Origin of the sequence: Parabacteroides sp. FAFU027, assembly GCF_022808675.1 — a bacterium.
GTDB lineage: Bacteria > Bacteroidota > Bacteroidia > Bacteroidales > UBA7332 > CAXXIC01.
The window spans coordinates 25,020-47,652 of the sequence record NZ_JAKZKV010000018.1 but is presented as its reverse complement, the minus strand read 5'-3'; the positions used below and the strand labels follow the sequence as shown (position 1 = coordinate 47,652).

The 22,633-nt window shown below is 42.9% G+C and carries 22 protein-coding genes; 11 read left to right on the top strand and 11 right to left on the bottom strand.

Annotated features, from left to right (window positions below; translation table 11 throughout):
• Window positions 1–94 (bottom strand): DUF4372 domain-containing protein (locus tag MLE17_RS18155; protein WP_243348999.1); only part of this gene is annotated, 94 nt, incomplete at its 3' end.
• A gap of 322 nt (window positions 95–416) precedes the next feature.
• Window positions 417–2,216 carry a translational GTPase TypA gene (gene typA / locus MLE17_RS18150; RefSeq protein ID WP_243350194.1) on the bottom strand — a complete coding sequence of 600 codons (1,800 nt, stop codon included), beginning with the start codon at window positions 2,214–2,216 and terminating at the stop codon, window positions 417–419.
• A gap of 549 nt (window positions 2,217–2,765) precedes the next feature.
• On the opposite strand from typA, the gene MLE17_RS18145 reads away from it, so the two are divergent.
• The 11 genes from MLE17_RS18145 (at window position 2,766) to MLE17_RS18095 (ending at window position 14,913) form a co-directional block, all read left to right on the top strand.
• Window positions 2,766–3,605 carry an ATP-binding cassette domain-containing protein gene (locus MLE17_RS18145; RefSeq protein WP_243350193.1) on the top strand — a complete coding sequence of 280 codons (840 nt, stop codon included), beginning with the start codon at window positions 2,766–2,768 and terminating at the stop codon, window positions 3,603–3,605.
• A gap of 2 nt (window positions 3,606–3,607) precedes the next feature.
• On the top strand, window positions 3,608–4,384 hold the full coding sequence (locus MLE17_RS18140; RefSeq protein WP_243350192.1) for a hypothetical protein: 777 nt from the start codon (window positions 3,608–3,610) through the stop codon (window positions 4,382–4,384).
• Window positions 4,385–4,439: 55 nt separating this feature from the next.
• Window positions 4,440–4,889, top strand: coding sequence for a hypothetical protein (locus tag MLE17_RS18135; RefSeq protein WP_243350191.1), 450 nt, complete (start codon window positions 4,440–4,442; stop codon window positions 4,887–4,889).
• 4 nt (window positions 4,890–4,893) lie between these two features.
• Complete coding sequence (locus tag MLE17_RS18130; protein WP_243350190.1) at window positions 4,894–5,703, top strand: hypothetical protein; 810 nt, start codon at window positions 4,894–4,896, stop codon at window positions 5,701–5,703.
• Entirely contained in the window at window positions 5,700–6,092 is a 393-nt protein-coding gene (locus MLE17_RS18125; RefSeq protein ID WP_243350189.1) for a GntR family transcriptional regulator, read from the top strand. Before MLE17_RS18130 ends, MLE17_RS18125 begins: the two co-directional genes overlap by 4 nt.
• The gene (locus MLE17_RS18120) at window positions 6,076–6,486 is read left to right on the top strand and encodes a hypothetical protein (RefSeq protein WP_243350188.1); all 411 of its coding nucleotides are present in this window, start codon (window positions 6,076–6,078) and stop codon (window positions 6,484–6,486) included. Before MLE17_RS18125 ends, MLE17_RS18120 begins: the two co-directional genes overlap by 17 nt.
• Before the next feature lie 51 nt (window positions 6,487–6,537).
• A complete protein-coding gene (locus MLE17_RS18115) occupies window positions 6,538–6,675 on the top strand; it encodes a hypothetical protein (RefSeq protein WP_243350187.1) in 138 nt (45 codons plus the stop codon).
• Between the two features lie 246 nt (window positions 6,676–6,921).
• Window positions 6,922–9,333: a TonB-dependent receptor domain-containing protein gene (locus MLE17_RS18110; protein ID WP_243350186.1), complete on the top strand. Its 2,412-nt coding sequence runs from the start codon at window positions 6,922–6,924 to the stop codon at window positions 9,331–9,333.
• Window positions 9,334–9,532: 199 nt separating this feature from the next.
• On the top strand, window positions 9,533–11,743 hold the full coding sequence (locus MLE17_RS18105) for a T9SS type A sorting domain-containing protein (RefSeq protein ID WP_243350185.1): 2,211 nt from the start codon (window positions 9,533–9,535) through the stop codon (window positions 11,741–11,743).
• A 196-nt stretch (window positions 11,744–11,939) separates the two neighbouring features.
• Window positions 11,940–12,725 (top strand): GIN domain-containing protein, encoded by a 786-nt coding sequence (locus MLE17_RS18100; protein WP_243350184.1) that lies wholly within the window; start codon window positions 11,940–11,942, stop codon window positions 12,723–12,725.
• Between the two features lie 400 nt (window positions 12,726–13,125).
• Window positions 13,126–14,913: a hypothetical protein gene (locus MLE17_RS18095; protein ID WP_243350183.1), complete on the top strand. Its 1,788-nt coding sequence runs from the start codon at window positions 13,126–13,128 to the stop codon at window positions 14,911–14,913.
• A 78-nt stretch (window positions 14,914–14,991) separates the two neighbouring features.
• Here MLE17_RS18095 and miaB read toward each other — a convergent pair whose 3' ends face one another.
• The 9 genes from miaB to MLE17_RS18050 all read right to left on the bottom strand — a co-directional run bounded on the left by miaB (window position 14,992) and on the right by MLE17_RS18050 (window position 22,292).
• Entirely contained in the window at window positions 14,992–16,362 is a 1,371-nt protein-coding gene (gene miaB / locus MLE17_RS18090; RefSeq protein WP_243350182.1) for a tRNA (N6-isopentenyl adenosine(37)-C2)-methylthiotransferase MiaB, read from the bottom strand.
• A 55-nt stretch (window positions 16,363–16,417) separates the two neighbouring features.
• Window positions 16,418–17,278 carry a lipoyl synthase gene (gene lipA / locus MLE17_RS18085; RefSeq protein ID WP_243350181.1) on the bottom strand — a complete coding sequence of 287 codons (861 nt, stop codon included), beginning with the start codon at window positions 17,276–17,278 and terminating at the stop codon, window positions 16,418–16,420.
• A gap of 758 nt (window positions 17,279–18,036) precedes the next feature.
• Window positions 18,037–18,528 (bottom strand): GtrA family protein, encoded by a 492-nt coding sequence (locus MLE17_RS18080; RefSeq protein WP_243350180.1) that lies wholly within the window; start codon window positions 18,526–18,528, stop codon window positions 18,037–18,039.
• 391 nt (window positions 18,529–18,919) lie between these two features.
• Window positions 18,920–19,369 carry an OB-fold putative lipoprotein gene (locus tag MLE17_RS18075; protein WP_243350179.1) on the bottom strand — a complete coding sequence of 150 codons (450 nt, stop codon included), beginning with the start codon at window positions 19,367–19,369 and terminating at the stop codon, window positions 18,920–18,922.
• Window positions 19,370–19,397: 28 nt separating this feature from the next.
• The gene (locus MLE17_RS18070; RefSeq protein WP_243350178.1) at window positions 19,398–19,940 is read right to left on the bottom strand and encodes a YceI family protein; all 543 of its coding nucleotides are present in this window, start codon (window positions 19,938–19,940) and stop codon (window positions 19,398–19,400) included.
• 7 nt (window positions 19,941–19,947) lie between these two features.
• Window positions 19,948–20,850: a DUF5777 family beta-barrel protein gene (locus tag MLE17_RS18065; RefSeq protein WP_243350177.1), complete on the bottom strand. Its 903-nt coding sequence runs from the start codon at window positions 20,848–20,850 to the stop codon at window positions 19,948–19,950.
• 25 nt (window positions 20,851–20,875) lie between these two features.
• Window positions 20,876–21,256, bottom strand: coding sequence for a hypothetical protein (locus MLE17_RS18060; RefSeq protein WP_243350176.1), 381 nt, complete (start codon window positions 21,254–21,256; stop codon window positions 20,876–20,878).
• A 54-nt stretch (window positions 21,257–21,310) separates the two neighbouring features.
• Complete coding sequence (locus MLE17_RS18055) at window positions 21,311–21,934, bottom strand: T9SS type A sorting domain-containing protein (RefSeq protein ID WP_243350175.1); 624 nt, start codon at window positions 21,932–21,934, stop codon at window positions 21,311–21,313.
• Window positions 21,935–21,971: 37 nt separating this feature from the next.
• On the bottom strand, window positions 21,972–22,292 hold the full coding sequence (locus tag MLE17_RS18050) for a cupredoxin family copper-binding protein (RefSeq protein ID WP_243350174.1): 321 nt from the start codon (window positions 22,290–22,292) through the stop codon (window positions 21,972–21,974).
• Window positions 22,293–22,633: the final 341 nt, after the last annotated feature.

The following is a 22,633-nucleotide window of genomic DNA, read 5'->3' as shown; positions in this document are numbered from 1 at the left end:
ATTTGTCTCCATCAAATTTGGTGACAATGCGATTGAATTTACTTCGATTCAGAAACGAAACCAGTTGAGCAAAAACGTATTTGTCTTGATACATATGCAATCAGATTAATCTGATGCAAAACTAAAAATTCAAGTCCGTTCGCTCGCGAAATGCTTATAACCAACTAAATTTCAAATACTTCAAAGACCATTTTTAGATTTTAATGGGACAGTAATGTGTCGTTAAATAAAAAAGACGAGTTTGGATATAAAGAAGGAAACTAAGTTTTGACATTTCATGGATGAGGTGCTTTGTGGGCTTGAAGAATCATTGATAATATTTAACTAAACAAAAAAAGGCGAATCTTGTTCAGATTCGCCCTTCTCGTATCATAATAAAACACTCAGTGCCTTCGCACCTTTGCGTTCAATTCAAATTACTTCTTAGACATACGTTTACGCTCGTTCTCATCGAGGATGATCTTACGCAGACGGATGCTCTTCGGAGTCAACTCCACGTACTCATCTTCGCGGATGTATTCAAGAGCCTCTTCGAGAGAGAACTTGATCGCCGGGATGATACGAACTTTATCGTCAGAACCTGACGCACGCATGTTGGTCAGTTTCTTCGATTTGGTAACGTTAACCACGAGGTCGCCCTCTTTAGCGTGCTCACCTACCACCTGACCGGCATATACATCGTCCTGTGGATCGATGAAGAATTTACCGCGGTCTTGCAGTTTGTCGATAGAGTAAGCAAACGCGTTACCGGCATCCATAGAGATGATTGCGCCGTTGAGGCGTTTCTCGATATCGCCTTTCCACGGTTGGTATTCGAGGTAACGGTGTGCCATGATCGCTTCACCGGCAGAGAGTGTCAGTACTGTGTTACGCAGACCGATGATACCGCGTGAAGGTATGTTGAATTCGATGTTTACACGTTCGTTTTTGGTCTCCATCATCAGGAGTTCACCTTTGCGGCGAGTCACCACGTCGATCACTTTACTTGCCGATTCTTCGGGCAGGTTGATGGTTAACTGTTCGATAGGCTCGCATTTTTTGCCGTTGATCTCTTTGATGATTACCTGAGGCTGGCCTACCTGAAGTTCGTAGCCTTCGCGACGCATGGTTTCGATCAAAACCGACAAGTGGAGTACACCGCGACCGAATACAGTCCAGCAGTCAGCTTCCGGTGATTTCTCTACGCGGAGAGCCAGGTTTTTGTCCAACTCCTTCATCAGACGATCGTGGATGTGGCGTGAAGTCACCATTTTACCCTCTTTACCGAAGAAAGGAGAGTCGTTGATGGTAAACACCATAGACATCGTAGGTTCGTCGATAGCGATCGGATCAAGTGGTTCCGGTTCGTTGAAGTCAGCGATAGAGTCGCCGATTTCGAAACCTTCGATACCTACCAATGCACACAAGTCACCACATTTAACTTCCGGTACTTTCATACGCCCCAGTCCTTCAAATGTATGAAGCTCCTTGATGCGTGATTTTACGAAAGAGCCGTCTTTTTTACAAAGCATTACGTCCTGATTTTCTTTCAGGTTGCCACGGTGTACACGACCGATAGCGATACGACCCACATAGCTTGAGTAGTCAAGTGAGGTAATAAGCATCTGAGGCGTTCCTTCGCGATATACGGGAGCAGGAATATGTTCGATGATAGATTCAAGCAGGAAGGTGATGTCGCTTTCCTCTTTTTTCCAGTCGGCACCCATCCAGTTGTTCTTAGCTGAACCGTAGATGGTGTGGAAATCCAACTGCTCTTCGGTTGCGTCGAGGTTAAACATCAGGTCGAATACCATTTCGTGTACTTCGTCCGGGCGGCAGTTTGGTTTGTCCACCTTGTTGATCACCACGATAGGTTTCAATCCGATTTGCAATGCTTTTTGCAATACGAAACGAGTCTGAGGCATCGGGCCTTCGAAAGCGTCCACCAAAAGCAGACAGCCGTCAGCCATATTCAATACACGCTCTACCTCGCCACCGAAGTCGGCGTGGCCCGGAGTATCAATAATATTAATCTTGTGATCTTTATATTGGATGGAAACGTTTTTCGACAGAATGGTGATTCCGCGCTCACGTTCAAGGTCGTTGTTGTCAAGAATAAGCTCTCCTGAGTTCTGGTTTTCTCTGAAAAGGTGGCCAGCTGCCAGCATTTTATCAACCAATGTTGTTTTGCCGTGGTCAACGTGGGCAATAATCGCAATGTTTCTAATCTTTTGCATACCTACTGATTATGTGGATCACTCCACTTTTTAAATTAAGGCGCAAAGGTACGACAAAAAAACGGGAAAATCGCAGTCAATCAGTTACAAAGCGGTGAAATGGCGTTAAAACTATACCTCTGTTTTGTCCCTTTTTAATGGTATTTGGAGAATTCAAATTCCAACTTCCGGAGCCTGGACGATTTTGTGATTATAGGTTTAGATAAGGTTGGATATAGGTTTGTTATAGGTTGACTTTAGGTATATAAAGTAGAAATACAATGGCTATACTATGATAATACAATGATAAAATAGTCTTTATAAAGAGTATCATATCACTATTATATCTCTATGTTACTACTGTCATATGTCTATTAAAACTTAAAGTCAACCCAGACTAAACCTATATACAACACTAAGGGAAACTCTATTCAAAATCTTACTTGTGTAAACTGTTTTATTCGATTTGGGGTAATTGTGTAAAATAATTGGTTGAATGTTTGGTTGTTTTGATAAAATGTATTTCATTTGCAGTGTACTAATAAACTAATACACTAAAAACAGATAGCCATGATTCAATTGAAAGATCTGCAGTTTGCTTATTCACGTAAGAAGCCTCTTTTTGAGACGATTAATCTGGAATTGAAAGCAGGTAATATTTATGGTCTGCTGGGTAAAAACGGGGTGGGAAAGACAACGTTGCTCAACCTGATGTGTGGATTGCTTTTTCCAAAATCGGGCGAATGTATCGTAATGGGTTTAACACCTGCTAAACGGGAAGTGGCCTTCTTGCGAAACCTATTCTACGTGCCGGACGAGATTGCATTGCCTTCGATGAAGATGAAGGACTTTGTGCGGGTTAATAAGGTGTTTTATCCCAACTTTGATGAGGACTTGTTGAAAAACTGCCTTGATGAGTTTGAGCTGGATGAGAATGAAAACCTGGCAAAACTGTCGCACGGACAGAAGAAGAAGGCGTTTATCTCTTTTGCGCTGGCCTGTCAGACTCAACTGTTGCTTATGGATGAGCCGACCAACGGGCTGGATATTCCTTCCAAAAGTACCTTTCGCAAACTGATGGCATCGGTGGCGACAGAAGAGCGTTGCATCGTGATTTCTACCCACCAGGTGCGTGACCTGGAGAACCTGATTGATGCCGTGGTGATCATGAATAACCGCCGCGTGTTGCTCAACGGCACACTGGATCAAATTACGGAGAAACTGACTTTCCGCGAACTGGTGAAAGATGAAAAGGCGCTTTACGAAGAGTCGGGCCTCAAAGGCCGCTGGGGCGTGGTGGAAAATACCACCGGCGAATACAGCAAGGTGGATATGGAGATGCTCTTCAATGCAGTGGAGGGGAATAAGAAGGAGATTGAACGGATATTTGCGGAAAAACAGGAGGTGTGATTATGAATGAAATATTTAGTCTTCAGCGTTTTGGTGCGCTGTTTGTCCGTTATTGGGTGGAACGAAAGGTGGCTTTTCTGTTGTATGTCCTTTTGGCATTTGTGTTGTTGCTATGGGCTTTTATGTCGGGGCATAAGGAATTGAGAATACACCAGTATGAAAATGTGACGCGGTTTAGTGTCATCATTGGATACATGGCTTTTATGATATTGATGTTGAGCTTGGTGTTTAAAGAGTTTGTGGATTACAAAAGAGGGGTGTGGTTCATGTTGATTCCAGCTTCGAGGAACGAGAAGTTCGCTTTTCTTTGCGTGATGGGCTTGATGGTACCGACTGTCATCTATTTCGGGATGCTGTATTTTGTGGACTCTTTCACTTTCCATCAGTTTTATCCTGAGTCGGGTTATCTTCTTTTTGTTGAATCCTGTAAAGTAGATAAGCAGGCAATACTTACTGTGATCTTTTATCTCTTTGTTATTTTCCTGAGCTATTTCATGTTTAAAAAACATCAACTGCTCTATTCTATGTTGGTGAATATACTGGTTTTTACCTATGGTTTTGTGCTTTTGGACCAGTTTGTGGCGCATCAAATACTTCATCCACAGTTTTGGGGAACAACGCCTTTTGGGGAAATTAAGGTTAATGCCTTTTCTTCATTGGTTGATGAGGGGTTGATCTTTGGTTATCCGCTCTATTCGATACCTGTGGTTGTGTTCTTTTTCGTGGGAATGGTGTATGCTGCTAACCTGAAATTCAGGGAGAAGCAGTTGACGGTTTGATGTGAAATGATGTAGATAGAGCTTATTGCAATGAATTCAAATAGAGATTCAAGTTATGAAGAAAAGTAATATCGTGTTGGCATTGTTAGCCATCGTTTTTATAGCCGCGTATTCCGGTAATTTTTATTATCAAAAGTCGGTGTATGAACCTTGGCGAATGGCTTTTGAGAAATCTATCCGATTTAAGAAGGTGAAAGATAGTATCAGGGTGGTTTGTGTCGTGAATGCGCAGGAAAATATACACCAAAAAATTGAATTTGAAAAAGGTGACTGGATTTATGATTTTATCCTAATTGATAAATTTGATAGAGGGACGCACACATACGAAACATTAACTGCTTTTGGCAAAATGCACACGATTAAAGGCGATACATTATTGATTCCCGGAGAGGTATTTAAATCTCTTTCTTCAGATAGTGCAGGAGTGTTTCATCTGCGTTTGCCAAACCTTCAGGAGGTTTATTATAATGGAAAATCTATGAGTGTTAACGATAAATCGGAGTAATTTTATGGAATCAAATACATTCAGTTGGGAACGCGTATGGGCATTGCTCGTACGGTATTGGGAAGAACAACGCGGTAAGCTTTTTGCCGTGATGATGGCGGCTGCGGCGCTGATGTTCTTTGGGTTTAGTACAGCGGGAAAGCATAGCCTGGTAGTGCCGGTGCTTTTCAATGTGTTGGCCGTAGTATCGAAGATAGGGTTTACATTCTGTCTGCTCTATCACATTCATCTGGGCTTTGCGGTGATAAAGGAAAAGAAGTACTGTTCACGCTTTTTGCTGGTGCCGGCTACTTCGCAGGAGAAGTTTGTCTTTCTGCTGTTGAGCAGCGTGTTTATTCCGGCGCTATTTTATATAACGCTGTTTATCGCATTGGCCATTGCATTCCAGATGTTGTTTCATATTGAGTTTGTATCGTTTTTGGAGTATGCATTCTTTGTCACCAATAAATTGACTTTCGATGCCGGTCAACAGTTTTTAATGATGTATTCATCGTTGGTATTGTTGATTTTCGGGCAATTCCTGTTCAAGAAAAATGCCACAATCAAAACCCTGTTGTCGTTTATTGGATTGACATTGGTGTTAAGCAATATTGAAGAATTGATACTTTACCTGATTTTTCAACCGGCTAACTGCTCCATCAAGAGTGAGTTTTTGGGCGGACTCACACTGAAAGCCAATATGATGTCGGATGATATTGACCGCGGACTCTTCAGCAGCATCCCGCACATCTACAACATTGCGTTGTTTAGCTTTGTAACTGTGCTGGGCTATGTATGTTATTTGAGATTTAAAGAAAAACAGGTAAAAGTATGAGATTCAACGATACACAACCCATATTCCTCCAGATTGCCGACTGGGTCTGTGAGCGGATTCTGGCCCGCGACTGGAGTCCGGGGGATAGAATTCCCTCTGTACGTGATCTGGCGGTAGAGCTGGAGGTGAATCCCAACACCGTAATGCGTGCTTACGAACGGTTGCAGCAAAACGAGGTGATTTACAACAAGCGCGGGATTGGCTATTTCCTTTCGGAAGATGCTTATCCGGGTGTGTTGGCTATGCGTAAGACTGAGTTTTGCGAACAGGAGTTACCCCTGTTTTTCAAGAAATTATCACTTCTGAATATTTCCATTAAAGAGATTGAGGAGAAGTACAATCAGTTTCAAAACAGTTTAAATCAAGGTGAAAATGAAAAAGAGCAATAAGATACTGATTCTGTTGGCCATCATTGCCGGTGTTGCCTATTTTTCCAATATGGGATACCACATTTATAAATTGCGTAAGGTCTATCAGGATAAGGATATGAAAGCGCTGTTTAATAACTGGACCCAGTATATCAATGTGGTTTGCGTGACCAATCCCGACAGTATGATTCTTACGAAATTCAGGGTGGAACAGGGGATTAATTATTTCCGGATCAATACAGACCAGCAGGAGAAGGATTTTTACAAGAACATGGCCACACGCGAAGATACCTTGTTTGTTTCGGCCGAAACGGCATATATTCTTAACCGGAGAAACAACCAGCAGGAGTACTACATCGGTCTGCCAAATGTAAAGCAGCTTTACTGGAACGGAAAGCTGGTGCAAAGCTTCTAAAGTGCCTCCATTGCACTCTGGAGTGCTGATTGGGCACTCCCGACTGCCTCCGTGGCACTCAAGAGTGCTAAAAAGGCACTCCCGACCGCCGGATTGGCACTCCGGAGTGATAAGCCGGCACTCTGGACTGCCATCGGGGCACTCTGGAGTGCTGAATCAGCACTCCCGACTGCTAAGTTAGCACTCTGAAGTGCTAAATCGGCACTCTGGAGTGTTCCGCCAGCACTCTTGAGTGTTAATCCGACACTCCAGACTGCCAAATCATCACTTATTTGAGTTAGGATGATATATTTATTTTGAGTAGTATGTATTATTTCGCAAATAATTACGTTTTAATAGATGTTTGTATTTTGCGTTGTCATTTTTGAACGCATGAATTGAGATAGCTTACTTGAGAAAGGTTTAACATACACAATTAACACACTACCATTTAAAATGAAACAAAGAATTCTGTTGTTTCTGATGCTGATCGGCTGTGTAAGCCTTAGCGCGGAAAACAAGACTCCGGCGTATCAAATCACCGGACAGGCTGTGGAACAAAACAGCGGTAAAACCATCCCTTATGCCACGGTCACGCTACAGACCGACAGTGCTAAAACCATCAAAAAGATCAGTTGTGATGTCTCCGGTAAGTTTACCGTGCCGGTCAATGAAAAGCGGAAATACACCCTTATCCTCACAGCACTGGGGTATGCCGAAACAAAGGTGGCTGTAGAAGTCACCGAAACCAAAACAGAGGTGGGTAAAGTGAATATGGCCGAGGGGACGGTGATGAAGACTGTAACTATTGAGGCTCAAAAGCCGTTGGTGAAGGTCGATGTGGATAAAATCACCTACAGCATTGAAGCTGACCCCGACTCCAAAACCAACAACGGATTGGAGATGCTGCGTAAAGTTCCTCTTCTGGCGGTGGATGGCGATGAAAATATCACACTCAACGGACAATCCAATTATAAGGTTTTGGTCAATGGCAAAAGCTCCTCGATGATGTCGAAGAACTTCAAGGATGTGATCAAAAGTCTTCCTGCCAGTTCGATTAAGGATATCGAGGTGATTACAAACCCGTCTTCGAAATACGAAGCCGAAGGGGTAGGAGGAATCATCAACATCATCACGGTGAAAAAGACGCTGAACGGGTATAACGGTAGTGTGAGTACCGGATTTGATTCCCGCGGAAGCTTGAATGGTAGCGTTTACCTGACCACTAAGATCAACAAGTTCGGATTCTCGGCACGCTATTATGGAAATGGATATAAACAGCCTGGATCGTACGGGTTTAGTAACAGTACCAATTACAAGAGCGATCAGTATTATCAGTCCCTGTATGATTACAAAGGTACAAGCAACGGTTATTCAAATGGTTTTTCCGGTGAAGCCAGTTACGATATCGACTCGCTGAATCTGATCAGTATGTCGTTTTGGGGTCACCTGGGTGGAAATCAAAGTGATAACACCTCTACTGCTTTGATGACAAATACAGCCGGAGCTCTTACCCGGTATTATGAAAACTTATCGAACGGAAAATCAACGTATGGCTCTGTTTCGGCAAATATTGACTATCAGAAGACCTATAAGAAACCGGACAAATCACTTACATTTTCCTATAAAATCGATGCGAATCCGAATACTTCAAACTATACAAACCGGATAGATTCCTGTATCAACTATACGCCCTATAGTCAGAAATCGATTCGGGATGATTTGGGGCAGGAGCATACTTTACAGGTGGATTACTATGATCCACTCACTAAAATGCACCAGATCGAGTGTGGTTTAAAGGCTATTTTCAGGAATAACTCAAATAATTCGGATCAGTACCGGAACGATACATTGAGAGTGGATCAAAGCAATAAACTGAATTACGACCAATATATCGTGGGGGCTTATGCCGGATATGTTTTCAAATTGAAAAAATTCACCGCTAAATCAGGATTAAGACTGGAAAGAACCTGGAATTATGGAACTTCGACCTCTGATTCTGTCGTGAAATTTACAAACCGACTATTTAATCTGGTGCCTTATATCACGCTTTCCTATCAGATCAAACCGGGTAAAACGGTCAAGCTGTCTTATACCCAACGCTTGCAGCGACCAGGTGTCTGGTATCTCAATCCCTATGTCAACAATACCAATCCGCTTTATATCTCTTACGGTAATCCGCATCTGGTATCGGAAATATCCCATTCATTCGAGGCGGGTTACAGCATGTTTACCTCCAAGTTTAGTCTGAATACTTCACTGAATGCTTCCATAAACAACAATTCGATTGAGCGGGTTTCCACTATGGATAGCTCGGGAGTGACGACAACTATTTATAAGAATATCGGTCTTGACCAGAATTACAACTGGAACAGCTACCTATCTTACCGTTTGGGATCAAAATTCAGTTTGTACGGAAATGGTACATTCTCTTATGCCAAATATGAAGCCCGTTCGGGACAGAACCTGAAAAATGAAGGATTCGGATTCCGGGGCTCATTAGGCTTTAATGTATCGCTTTGGAAGAATGCTTCATTGAACGGAAATGGCGGATATTCTTCTCCTTATATTTACCTACAGGGAAAGTCATCGGGTTACAGTTATTCGAGCATAGGTCTTTCGCAGTATTTCCTAAAGCGTAAACTTTCGTTGAATATCTCCGTATCAGAGCCATTCCGGGAAAAACGTAAATATGAATCCAACTCCAAGGGGGATGGATATACTTCACATTCCGAAGGATATTACTATACACGTACTGCCCGTATTGGTATCTCCTATAACTTCGGAAAAATGGATGTTTCAGTCAAGAAAGCCAAGCGCGGTATCTCAAACGATGATGTAAAAAGTGGTGGCAGTAGCGGAAACTAAATTGCCCGAATGGCGCAAATTCAGCAAGCGTGATTGAATAAATGCAAAATAAAAAACCGGATTCAGCATCCAATCTGAATCCGGTTTTGTTATATATCTCAAGGGCAACTCTTTATCGGGTAGGGTTGAGCCATTTTCAGCCGGTGTGTCAGAGATAGTGTCGGGGAAAAATCGTAAGTTTGTTAGAAATATTCCATTTATGAAGAAGCGTTACCTTATTTTGCTCTATATCTTCCTGCTCAGTAGTCTGACAGGCTATGCCCAGTTGAGTCAGGGCGGCGATCCATTGCCTGCAAGTTTGCTTCGGAGTGCTGATGCCGGTTTATTTACCGAGATGGAGTCGTTTGATGTTCAGCAGATGTTGCGGGAAGACTCAGTCAACTCTAAACAGCGTGGTGCAGCCCGTTTCGCGAAGAAGTTTTTTACCGATTTGCGACCGGATAATGCCGGGGTCCGCTTTACATTGGCCGATGGCACAAAGGTGTGGCAATGCGGTATCCGTTCGAAGGGTGCCTATTCGATTAACCTGCTCTTTACCAGTTATCACGTTCCGGAAGGCGCAAAACTTTTCATCTATAACAGTGACCGGACTTCCAAAATCGGAGCTTTTACCGAGCAAAACAATAGTGAATTCTTCAAACTTCCTACTGCTCCTGTGTATGGCGATGAGATTATCGTTGAATATCAGGAGCCGGCAGATGTTGCCTTCAGCGGCCGTATTGCCATTGGTGAGGTAAATCACGATTACCGGGGGATGACCTTAAGGAGCCGTCCCGGGCAACTCATCTCTACTGCCACCTGTCACAAAGATGCCGCCTGCTATCCGGAATATTCCGATATCGCACAGGCTACTACATTGCTGATCATTAACGGAAATGAATATTGTACCGGCTGTCTGCTTAACAATGCAGAGGAGGACGGTACACCTTACCTGATTTCTGCGGCCCATTGCTTTTATCCCAAAAACGGAGCAACGTCCCAAATCCGTGCTCAGAATACGGTGATCTTCTTCAACTATCAGAATCCGTCCTGTTCCAATGTGGTTATTGGTCCGGAAGATTACAGTCTGGCATCGGCCAATCTCCTGATGTATGAGGAAAAACTTGATGTCGCACTGCTGAAACTGGTCGATACACCTCCCGTTTATTACCGACCCTATTATGCGGGCTGGAATGCGGGTACACCGGCAGCACCACCTTACGTTAGCCTGCATCACCCGATGAGTAAAACCAAGAAAGTCGCGATAGAGAATGATAATCTGATACAATCGACTTACACCGATGGCGAGTTAATCGCAGAGCCGGGAGTACACTGGCGTGTGCCATCCTGGGAAGTCGGTGTTACAGAAGCCGGTTCGTCAGGATCGCCATTGTTTGATTCCAATAAGCGTTTTCTGGGAGGATTGACCGGTGGTAGCTCTACCTGTAGTGATCCGACGAATGATTATTACTATTCCATACAAAAGAACTGGACCTATTACAGCGATTCGCTTCGTCAACTGAAGCATTGGCTTGATCCGAAGAATCGGGGAGTATTACAGGTCGGTGGATTAGACCCGTATGCAGCCAACAGTTGTTCCCGCCTGACGCACATCGGGATTTCGGAGCAAATGGGGGTCAGTTACCTGAAATCACCTGAAACAGGACCGGTATTCAGTAAAAACAGCCTATCCACCCAAGAGTGCGCCGAACGTTACATTACGGGAAAGAAAAACAGGATTTACGGGGTACATCTGGTGATTCCGACCTGGAAGTCCACGATGAACGGACAATTGGTGGTCAATCTCTATAGTGGTTACGAAACTCCGGATGCCCAACCCATTATTACAAAAACGGTACAGCTGAGTTACCTGAATCATGACGTGTCATCCGGTAATTTTTATTATGTGAATAAACCCACCACGGCTGCCTGTGATAATTTCATCCGCTTTGATAATCCGGTGGATGTCGATTATAGCTTTTTTGTAGGTTACAAAGTCAATTATTCATCGACCGATACCTTCAAGATTTACAATGTGCTGGATCGCAAGTCTCTTTTTAATTCGGCTTTCCTTCTGCAAAACAACCTGCAATGGACACCGGTTTCCTCTTTTGGAAGTGATCTGATGAATACGTCTTTATGGATTGACCCGATTGTGCATCTTGGCCTGACCCTTCCGGTTAAAGAAGATACGGTAGATTTCCTGCAGTCGGTTTATACCAGCTATAACCGGGCGATCAATTTCATAGGTCTGAGTAAAGTTAATACATACCAAATGAGACTTTACAACTCAATGGGGCAACTGGTCGATCAGAATAATAACTTTAATGCTCAAAGTTATATTGATGCAGGTGCGTTGCCTAACGGAGTGTATATCGTTTACCTCAGGAGCGATATGCAGTTGTACAGCAAGAAGATTTTGATCTATTAAAAGTCTGTTTAAATTTGGCTTTCTATCAAATAAAGGAAAACATCTGAAGTGTCTATTGGAATTCAGATGTTTTTCTGTTTATGGGTAAAAACAGATTCGCGAGATAATTTTTTGTATGTTCATTGCAACCAAATGTGCTTATGCTTACGTCTAATATATCAGTAATGAATATTCATCTCCTTAAAATTCAAACATCATGAAACGCATTTCAATTCACTTTCTGTTAATGGCTCTTGTCGCTACGTTGGCAAGCGCTTGCTCGTTTGCTTTTTCCAATAAGGTTAATGGTTCCGGTCATGTTACGCGCATCGGATATCGCGTTGAGTCTTTTAACAAGATAGATATCAGTACTGTACTGGATGTCGTAGTTATCCCCGGAAAAGAGGAAAAAGTGATCGTGGAGACCGATGATAACCTCCAGCAATATGTCATTGTTGAGAGTGGCGCAAATGCCCTCAATCTCAAAATGAAAGAGCATGTAAATATAGGCAAACGCACTGCCGGAAAAATCTACATTTACACAAAAGGAGTTGAGGTTATCAATAACAGTTCTGTCGGACGGCTCACTTCGCAGGATACTTTGAAGGCGAATACCTTCAGACTGGATAATAGTTCGGTGGGAACTACCGATTTGAAGATTAAAGCGCAAACCATTACGGTGAAGAACAGTGCTGTAGGCAGCACTTCTCTTTATCTGCAAAGTGAAAAACTGGATCTGGATAACAGTGCGGTAGGGAAAACAGAGCTGACCGGCAATTGCCCTCAGGCAACCATTAAAAACTCCAGCGTGGGAGCTTTTATGGCAGGCAACTTTATAACCCAGGTGCTGCATATCAACAACAGCGCAGTTGGCAAGACTGAAATCTATGCTGAAAAAGAGTTTTATATCGATAATAATGCAGTTGGCAAACTGGAAATATTTGGAAACGGAGTTATCAAACAGCTTAACGATAACGGCATTGAGAAGGTGAAGAAGCATTAGAGGGTATTTCATATCCAGAAAAACTAAGGCAGCCATTTGAATCTCTCAGAGGATTCAGGTGGCTGCTTTGTTTTTGTCCGGTTAGATAACTGAGCACTAGCAGAGGAATACAGCTTTGAACTGTTTGTATTGATTTATTAACATCAAAAATGCGACTAATAGTGTCATAATACAAAGTGTTGCATTTTGCCTAAAATCTAATTTTGTATTTATTATCAGTGTAGTATGTATTCTGTTCTGTGCTGTTTGTGCGAACAGTGTTTTTTTGCAGTCAACAACCTTAAGTCTTAAATAAACTCCTTAGTGAGAGTCATACCTATTACAATTCAATGAGAAAATAGAAATTGCTTTGACTTGAATTATTTCTCAATTAATAACTAACCATTTAATGATTTGTACCATGAAAAAAAACTTCTTTTTAAGAGCTATTACCGCACTTTTAGTCTGTTTTTGTTGCCTTGGCACAGCAAATGCTCAGTCTTCAGATGCTTTGTTTTATGTAGATTTTAAAACACTTCCGGGAGCATTTACCTCGGGGGATATTTACACGACCTCTTCTTCAGCCAGTCAGGAAAAAACAGTCAACAACATTGTATTTGGTAACGGTCCCAGCAAACAACGCATTAATATGAATATCGGCCAAAGTGCGAGCCAGTATGGCAGTGGTGCAACTTCGTATGTGTCAGAAACTGCAGATGATGATGGGGCTACTGCTGGTGCTTTTAGTTTTCTGGCTGTCGGCACAACAACTACTCCCGGCGGTGGATATATAATTACACCAGAAGTGCAGGGCCCATGCAAAATATCCGTATGGAATGCATCGGGAAGTACTTCTTCGCAACAGAAATTTGATGTCTATTTTATTGAAAATGGTGGAACTCCGGCTTTTCAAACGACTACCACAATCGTTGCAAATAAATTAATCAAGAAGAATACTTATAATTACACCGGAAACGGATTGTTGAAAGTTAAGTTTGTTTCTTCATCAGCAATATCAAGTGCGAATACCAACCTTTATTTCTATAATATTCTCATTGAATCTACCGCACCGGCAACCACACCAAGCCTTCAGCTTTTTTCGGGGGCCAATGCACAAACTGTTTATCCCAACCAGCCCATTTCTACAATTACATATAAATGGGGAGGCACTGCCAATGCAGCAGCTATAACCTGGACAGGTACAGCAAGTGGTTCAACCGCTCCAGATGGCATTACCGTGACAACAGATAACACTGCAAAGACGGTCACTGTCTCTGGCGCACCTTCTACTGCCGGAACTTATGAATATAGCGTTACAGCTACTGATGGAACAAATACAACAGCAGCTTTAACAGGCTCCATTACAGCTAAAACCACCACAAAAATCAAAATGGCCTACGTGACTACTGTGACTAACGGCGTTCCATCCACAACTGACCAACCTTTCCTGACGGCTTTGGCTACGGACTTTGATCTTAATTATATTTCATCCACTGCAACCGGTGTGGATTATTCATATTACGATGTGATTATGCAAAGTGCAGTTCCCAGTTCAGGAGATGCAGGGCTTGCCGAACTGAAAACCAAGTGCCTGGCAAAACCATTTGTCCAAATGAAGACTTTCCAGTATCAATCTTCAAGATGGAACTGGATGACTCCGGCTAATACAAGCCAAACGACGATCGTCGTTCCGGACGCAATGAAATCACACCCATTATTTAATGGGATCACATTTAGTGGCGATGCTTCTAATGAGGTAATATTGACAACTGCCACAACCGGCAATATGGCTGTAAAAGTCACAGCCTGGGTGGGTACTCCATCTCCTGCATCCCCAACAGTACTGGCTACTGTAAAAGGAGAAACGGATCCTGCATATTGTTATATGGAAGTTCCTGTTGGTACAACAATGAGCGGAATGACTGCTACAAACCAATACAAACACATGGTACTGGGATTAAGCGAGGCGGCCTGGGGCAGTCTGACAAACGATGCAATTACATTGGCGGTAAATGCTGCTAAGTATGTTGTGTCGGGTGTTAATGTTCCTACAAATGTTCAGTCTGCTACAGCCAAATCTGTTTTGTCAAAAGAGTACTATGATATTTTCGGAAGAAGAGTAACCTGTGAACCACAAGGTGTTTTGATTGAGAAGGTAATCTATTCTGACGGCTCTTCTGAATTTAAGAAAATACAGTTCAGCAAATAACTCACTACTGCACTATACAGAAAACCCTCCGAAACAACATCTGCGTTTCGGAGGGTTTTGTTTTTATTAAAATGTAGATTAGTCAATCAATTCACCAATCAGGGTAGCGGAGCTGGCTTCCAGGATTTTCACCTTTACGGTTTCGCCGATGTGACGTCCGTTTTTATTGAAAACCACCACCTTATTTTGAGAAGTGCGACCAAATAGCTGTTCACGTGAACGTTTGGAGAAACCTTCGACCAATACTTCAAACGTCTGGCCGATATCTCGTTTATTACTTTCATTAGAAAGTTGATTCTGCAATTCGATAATCTCCTGCAAACGTTTCACCTTCACTTCTTCCGAAACATTGTCTTCCAGATGTTTGGCAGCGTAAGTACCGGGACGTTCCGAATATTTAAACATAAATGCCGTGTCGAAACCGACTTCACGCATCAGAGAAAGCGTTTCCTGATGATCTTCTTCCGTTTCAGAGTGGAACCCACTGAATACGTCGGTTGTAATGCCCACTCCCGGAATAATACGCTTCATGGCAGCAATACGCTCCAGATACCATTCGCGGTCGTAACGGCGGTTCATCAGTTTCAGGATGCGGCTGCTTCCCGACTGAACAGGCAGGTGAATGTGTTTGCACAGGTTGGGATAATCAGCAATAGCCTGCAAGGTCTCGTCATTCATATCCTTCGGATGCGAAGTCGAGAAGCGGATGCGTATATCCGGAGCAGCTTCAGCTACCAGCTTGAGCAATGCGGTAAAGTCCACTATGCTGTCTTCTTTCTCATAACGGTATGAGTTTACATTCTGTCCCAGCAAGGTTACCTCTTTGAAGTTCTTCGCCTGAAGGTCTTTCAGTTCATTGAGAATACTTTCCGGGTCACGGCTACGCTCACGTCCGCGGGTGTAAGGTACTATGCAGTAGGAGCAGAAGTTGTTACAACCGCGCATAATCGAGATAAAGCCTGAGATGCGGTTGCCTCCGATACGGGACGGAATGATTTCACGATACGTCTCGTCAGTCGAAAGCTTCACGTTAATCACCTTTTCTCCTTTTTCCACAGCTCCCACCAGGTTAGGCAGGTCAAGGTAAGCATCGGGTCCAACGACCAGATTCACGTTGTGTTCGCTGATCAGCTCGTCCTTTACACGCTCAGCCATACAGCCCAATACTCCCACGACAAGATTCCTTTTTTTCTTGCGAAGGGAATTGAAGTAATGCAGACGTTGCACCACCTTCTGTTCGGCATTGTCACGAATAGAGCACGTGTTGACAAATACCGCATCGGCGTCGTCAAGCGATTCGGTTACCGTGTAGCCATCCATCTCCATGATTGAGGCTACTACTTCACTGTCGGCTACGTTCATTTGGCAGCCATAAGTTTCGATAAACAGTTTTTTTGATCCGTTTTCAGTCGCGGATTTAAAGTCCGTTCCTGCTTTTGTTTGATCCATTTGTTTGGTTTTAATAGTTGATATTTATATGAAGAGCTCATGAAGATTCTCACCCTCATTCCCTCATTCCCTCATTCCCTTTTTTATGAGCCATATACGAAGACCTCACTAACGGTCCGCTTACAACATGCGTAAAACCCATATCCAGCGCGATTTGTTTATACTCCGCAAATTTATCCGGATGAATATATGCCGATACAGGCAAATGTTTGCGGGTGGGTTGCAGGTATTGTCCCAACGTTATGCGGCGACAACCTGTGGCGTAGATTTCTGACAGAGCCTCTATGAGCTCTTCTTCCGTTTCACCCAATCCCAGCATCAAGCCCGTTTTGGCAGAAAACCCTTTTTCTGAAATGTATTTCAATACAGCCAGAGAGGTTTCATACTTTGCCGCACTACGCACTTCGGGTGTTAATCGACGTACAGTCTCCACATTATGCCCCACCACATCGGGATGTGCTGCCAGCACAATATCAATCAGCTTTGCTTCTCCCTGAAAATCGGGAATCAGGACTTCAATAGAGGTTTCCGGATTTCGCTTTCTGATTTGCAGTAATGTCTCCGCCCAGTGATTTGCCCCCATATCAGGCAGATCATCCCGATCCACTGATGTGATTACGGCATATTTCAGCTTCAACTGATTAACAGTCATGGCCACCCGTTGAGGTTCAGTAGCATCTAATGGCAATGGCTTTCCGGTCGCGGTATTGCAAAACTTGCAGGAACGGGTACAGATTTCTCCGGCAATCATCAACGTTGCAGTTCCCTGTCCCCAGCATTCCCCCAGGTTAGGACATCTTCCGCTGGTACAAATGGTATGTAATCCCTGACCTTCGATCAGATGTTTAGTTTGTGTAAACCGTTCGTTATCGCCCAGTTTAACCTTCAGCCATTCAGGTTTTCTGACTCGTTCCATTCAGATTGATTCTTTATGAGTTCGCAAAGATACTTAGAAACAAAGCATTTGCAGTTGGGGTTCATTATTTTTAGGAACCCGGCATAACCGGAAAGCAGCCAGGGGATGTCCGAAAAGTCAAGAAAGAAAGACTATACGTAAAATCACTGAGGCGCGAGGTGTTATATTCAATCATATCTTTCTTTCTGTTTTTCCGCCTTCGCGTTCGCTTTGGGCTTTTGTTTCGCTGAGGACAAGAGAAACATTGTGCAGAGAGTCAATGTGAGAATATCCATCTGTAGGCTTTGTCCTCATCCTTTGCTTTGAGAAGATGATCAACTCATTTTTTTCTTAACAGGAAAGGTATCATTACACGAAATTTCAACGTTAAGAAATAGTTGTCGCTGTTTTTATCAGCGTTATCGCTGGTTATTTAAGCGTAAGCGCTGATATAATCAGCGTTAACGATTAATATATCAGCGTAATAGTTGTTTTTTTAAGCGTTAGCGCTTGTTTTATGAGCGATTAGGTTTATTTATTCAGCCTATTCGCTCATTTATTAAGCGATAACGCTGATTTTATAAGCGATAAGGCTGGTTTTTTCAGCGTTGTTGTACAATTGAGAGGGATGAGCGAAAAGTCAAGGAAGATAAACTATACGCAAAATCGCAAAGACGCCAGGTGTTTATATTCAAATATCTCTTTCCTGACGTTTTGCGACTTCGCGTTCAATTAATACTTTTGGGACACGCCCTTTGAATATTTTCAGAATTAAAATCTCAGGCAATATTTCCGGCTACCTTGAATGAATAATACTTTTGCATGAAATAGCTATAGGTCACCACAACAACCGTGGTGAGCATTTTGGAAACGGTAGGGAAGAAGTGGCAGTATTCGACAAACAGTTTCAGGAAGATGTAATTCAGAAGAATAGAACCGCCGACTGTAATTCCGTATCGTAGGAGCTGAGTTCTCCCACGAAGCTCGGAGTCGCTAAACGTGATGAATTTCCCCAAAATGAATCCGGTCGTAAAGGTTATCGGGAAGACGAGCAAAAACGATGCAATGTGTGCGCTTATCGCAATGAAGCCCAGATGCAGAATCTTTTCTCCCAGCAAATAGTGGTAAAAAATGAAGTAAAGCAGAATATCAAAAGCGGAGTTTGCACCTCCGCAGGCTCCGTATCGAAATGTCTGAATGGAAATCAACCGTTGGAAAGGTTTGTAAAACCAGTCAATCAGCATGATCATCAAATCTCTAATCTTCTTCAAGCGAAATAGTTTTGAAAAATTTGAGTCAAATGTAATAGATTTATTCCGAGTCTACAAAACTTCTCATTCCCAGTTCATCTTTTTCAACAATCACCACTCAGATTCCTTACAATAAATAAAAATGCCCGGGAATGTGAAAAAAATTGCCGGAGGTTTTAGTTGAATTAAAGCATGATAGATTGAAAATCATACATGACTATTGGCAATAAGGATCTAGGCTCCCCGGAAGGTAAGACATTTGTCTTCAATCTACTTTAAATACTATGAGGTTGTAGACAACTGTCGGGATGGTACTTGAATTTATAGGAGGGGTTCGCCGGTTTTTTAGGTGAAGAGTGAAAATGAGGAGAGTCACTCTCACTTTGTATCTAATTCTATTTTAAGTGTGATGTTACATCAAGACACAATTGATAAGCGTAACTTCATCGGTAATATCCATATAACCGGTACATTCTCCTTTCACCGTGATACGGACTCCCTTCCTGAGTTTGCCGGCCTTCTCTTTGTCGATAAGCCGGATAGAGCAATTGATGCCGCCACTTAGCATGGGCAGGTCGTTCAGTACTAGGCTCACACCGCCTTGCCGGTCATGATTGATTTCTTTGATAATCCCTGATACCTGTATGACTTTTCCCTGATCCGCTGCTAAGTATTTCTGATTAGCGGCGGCTTCATTGGTTCTGAAATCATGATAAAGCTCTGTCGCTGTCAGTGTGTAATCAGCTTGCGCCGCTGCAATATTCCGATGGGGTTTATAGAACATATACAAAGCCACTCCAATGGCAGCAAGGAATAAAATGCCGGCCATAATGCCGATGTTTCTATATAGCTTTTTATTCATGGCAGATGTTTCGTTACTTGATTAAACTTCAGAAGTTCAGTTCTACATTTACCTCAATCGTTGATGCGATATTGCGGGAAAGGCGGTTCTCGATTTTGATGTCGTAATCCTTGGGCGAGACATTGAATTTGGAGATAACCGTGTATTTGCCGTCTTTCACTTCAATTGTTCCGTCTGCTTCAATCTTTCTGGTGACATTGTGGATAGTCAGATCTCCGGTAACGGTGGTTTTGTAGATTCCGTTCTTTTTGAAATTAAGCTCGGAAAGATTCTTCACCGAACCTGCAAAATGGGCTTTCGGGTATTTGGCCGATTCCACATAGTTTTCATTGAAATGCTCCTGCATCAGGGCTTTCTTAAATTCAAACGACATCATGGGAATACTTACCGCAATGCTGCCTTTGCTCAGGTCAATGATTGCCGCAGCCAGATGAGTGTGCGCGATAATATCTTCCAGTGGGGCATGCGAGTAAAACCAGATATGTCCGGTTTTTGTGATCAGTTTGTCCTGTGCCATCGTCATTGAGGTGAGCGCAAGAAGTGATATTAGTATTAAAGCAATTGTTTTCATTAGGTCTTTACTTTTGATTTTTCTTTCCTTTCAGGGCAAATACCCTCGAAATATTGAATCCCAGATGCAAGTCTCCCTTACTCCATTTTCCGGTAGTTTCCCCGATAAACGTTTTCTCAATCATACCCGTGGAATTGGATACAAGTAACTGGAATACATGGCCGCCCGTTTCTATATCAAAGCCGATGGAAAGGCAGTTCGTGGTATTCGGTTCCGGATTCAGTCGCGGGTAATATTCGGCGTTGAGTGACGTTCGGCGTGTAATCTTGTAACGGCCTGCCAGTCCTAATGCCCATACATCATTGTGATTGGCTTCTTTGGCAACAAGATTGCGGTGCAGCACTGTAGGTGAAACCTGTAAGGAAAACCTTTCGTTCCATTTACGGGCTATCAGTAATTGGTGCAAATAGGAAAACCGGGATGAGAAAAGGTTATTCCGGTCAGGGTTACTCCATTTGACACTTATGACGCTGGTCTCAAAAAGGTAAGATACTGAAACCGGCATATTTCGGACACCGGACGATTGGCGGAGCAGGCTGAATTTTGTAAGTCCTGAAAAGGTCTTTTCCACCGATGCCCGGCTGATACCGACCATTAACCAGTCTTTGATTCCGTATTCGAGATTGAGGCAGGTTGTGCCCTGATCAAGCCCGAATAATTCATACGCTCCCTGATTGATTAATCCGAACCGGTGTGAAACGCGAAAATCAAGCTGCCCTTCCTTCATCCTTTCAATCGAATGTCCGTTGATGACCCGGGTTGATTTAAACGTAGCGTAAGTATATGCCGTTTCGGGAGGTGTGATACTGTCGAGCGAGTTTAACAGGTTCTCCGGGGACTGTGACATCAGGTTTTGTCCACATAATAGTGCAACTAAGATAAGTGTAGCTTTGGTCAACGTGTTCTTCATAATAATAGCGATTAGTTGGTTTCAATCAGTTATTGGGAGCGCCGGCATCTATCCACACCTTGATAGCCTTAATCTTGCAGCTGTCCAGCATCGGACCGTTTTGCGGCATGGGCGGATATCCGCTTTGGTGCGAAACGGCACCGTAGATGTGATAGACATGAGACTTTACATCAGTATAGTTATCCAACGTTACCCCTCCGCCAAACGAAGCGGATACACTGTTCCCGTGACAACTGTAGCAGTTTCGCGAAAGAATGCCGCTTATCGTAGTGCTGTAGGTGACATTGTTTGCCTCGCATCCCGATGAGGTCGGTGGGTAAAGTTTCTCTTCGCTGTTGTAATAGCATCTTACAAATCCCAGACAGGCCACTACAAGAAATGTGGCTAACACGGTGCTTCTTTTCATCTTAATCTTTCAGGTTTTGTTTTCATTCAGGAAAATGGTGCTAAACGGATGCGCTTACCGCATTACAATCTTACGGATGTAATTCTTAGCACCTGTTGAAATCTGTACAAAATAGATTCCGGCCTGTACTTTGCCCGATAAGTCAAACGTTTTGGAGAAAGAGCCTTCCGCGATATTATTCTTAAATAATACAGAGACAAGACTTCCAGCTATATCAAAGAGTTTGATTTCAGTAATCTGGCTACTTGTTGACTGTAATTCCACCGTCAGAGCATCTGTTCCCGCGTTAATATAAATGGATAGTTCCGGTCCATATTTAGTGGTGACAACGCCGGATGCACTGGTAACGATTATCGTCCCTTTCATACCGATAACAGCGTGAGGCTCGCATACGTAATAGTGTGTGCCGACTGTCAGGGCCGATGCCGAAACCAAACCTCCTCCGTATGGAACTGTAAATCCTCCTGCAAGTGGTGAGTTTCCATTAGCATCCCACGTACTTTGACTGACTTCCAGTGCATTGTGGATTGAGGCCAGTACGAAGTTTATCTGATCACCCTGCGATATGGTGATGGTGGAGGGCGAGAAGGTATAACTGTTATTCGTGATGGTATAAGTGGTGCTATTTGCCCAAAGGACATAGCCTAACATAGCTATTGTTAATACAATCTTTTTCATAATGTATAGGTTTTAGGCTGGAGGAAATTGTATTTGATTATTTAACGATGATGGTTCCGGTCATACCACTGTGAATACTGCAATGGTACGGGAAAGTTCCTACTGTATTGAACTTGTAAGAAAATGTACCTCCGTTAGACAAATTACCACTATTGAAAATACTGGTGTTGCTTGTTACAGTATGGGTGACCGATTCCTTATTAGTCCAGGTAACAGTTGTTCCTTGAGTGACCGTCAGTGATGACGGATTAAAACTCATGCTCTGAATAAATACTTCATTTTGTCCCGGCTCGCTGCTTTTTGAACAAGCGCAAAGGAGCAAAATCAGAAAGACGGATATTAATAAATAGGTTTTCATAATACAATCAATTAAAGGTAGGTTTATTGGATGATTTGAAGAAAATGATAAATAATAGCCTATCTCAATAAGATGTAGTCAGGCTTTGGTGATAAACCTGATATACAAGCTTCAATCAGATCTATTTCCGGGGGCAATGGTAGAGAAAAGGAGACCCTCGTTTTCCCGGAATAGAATTATCATATACGGGTATCTATTAAAACAATAGGATTCGGGGAATGTTTAGGTGATTGCCATTGAACGTTAAAATCAACGCTTGTAAATCAGGTTGTTGTGTGGTTTGTGCCTTCTACGTTTTGCAAATATTGTACTTGCGGGAAGATGTGTGAACGAGTAATTCC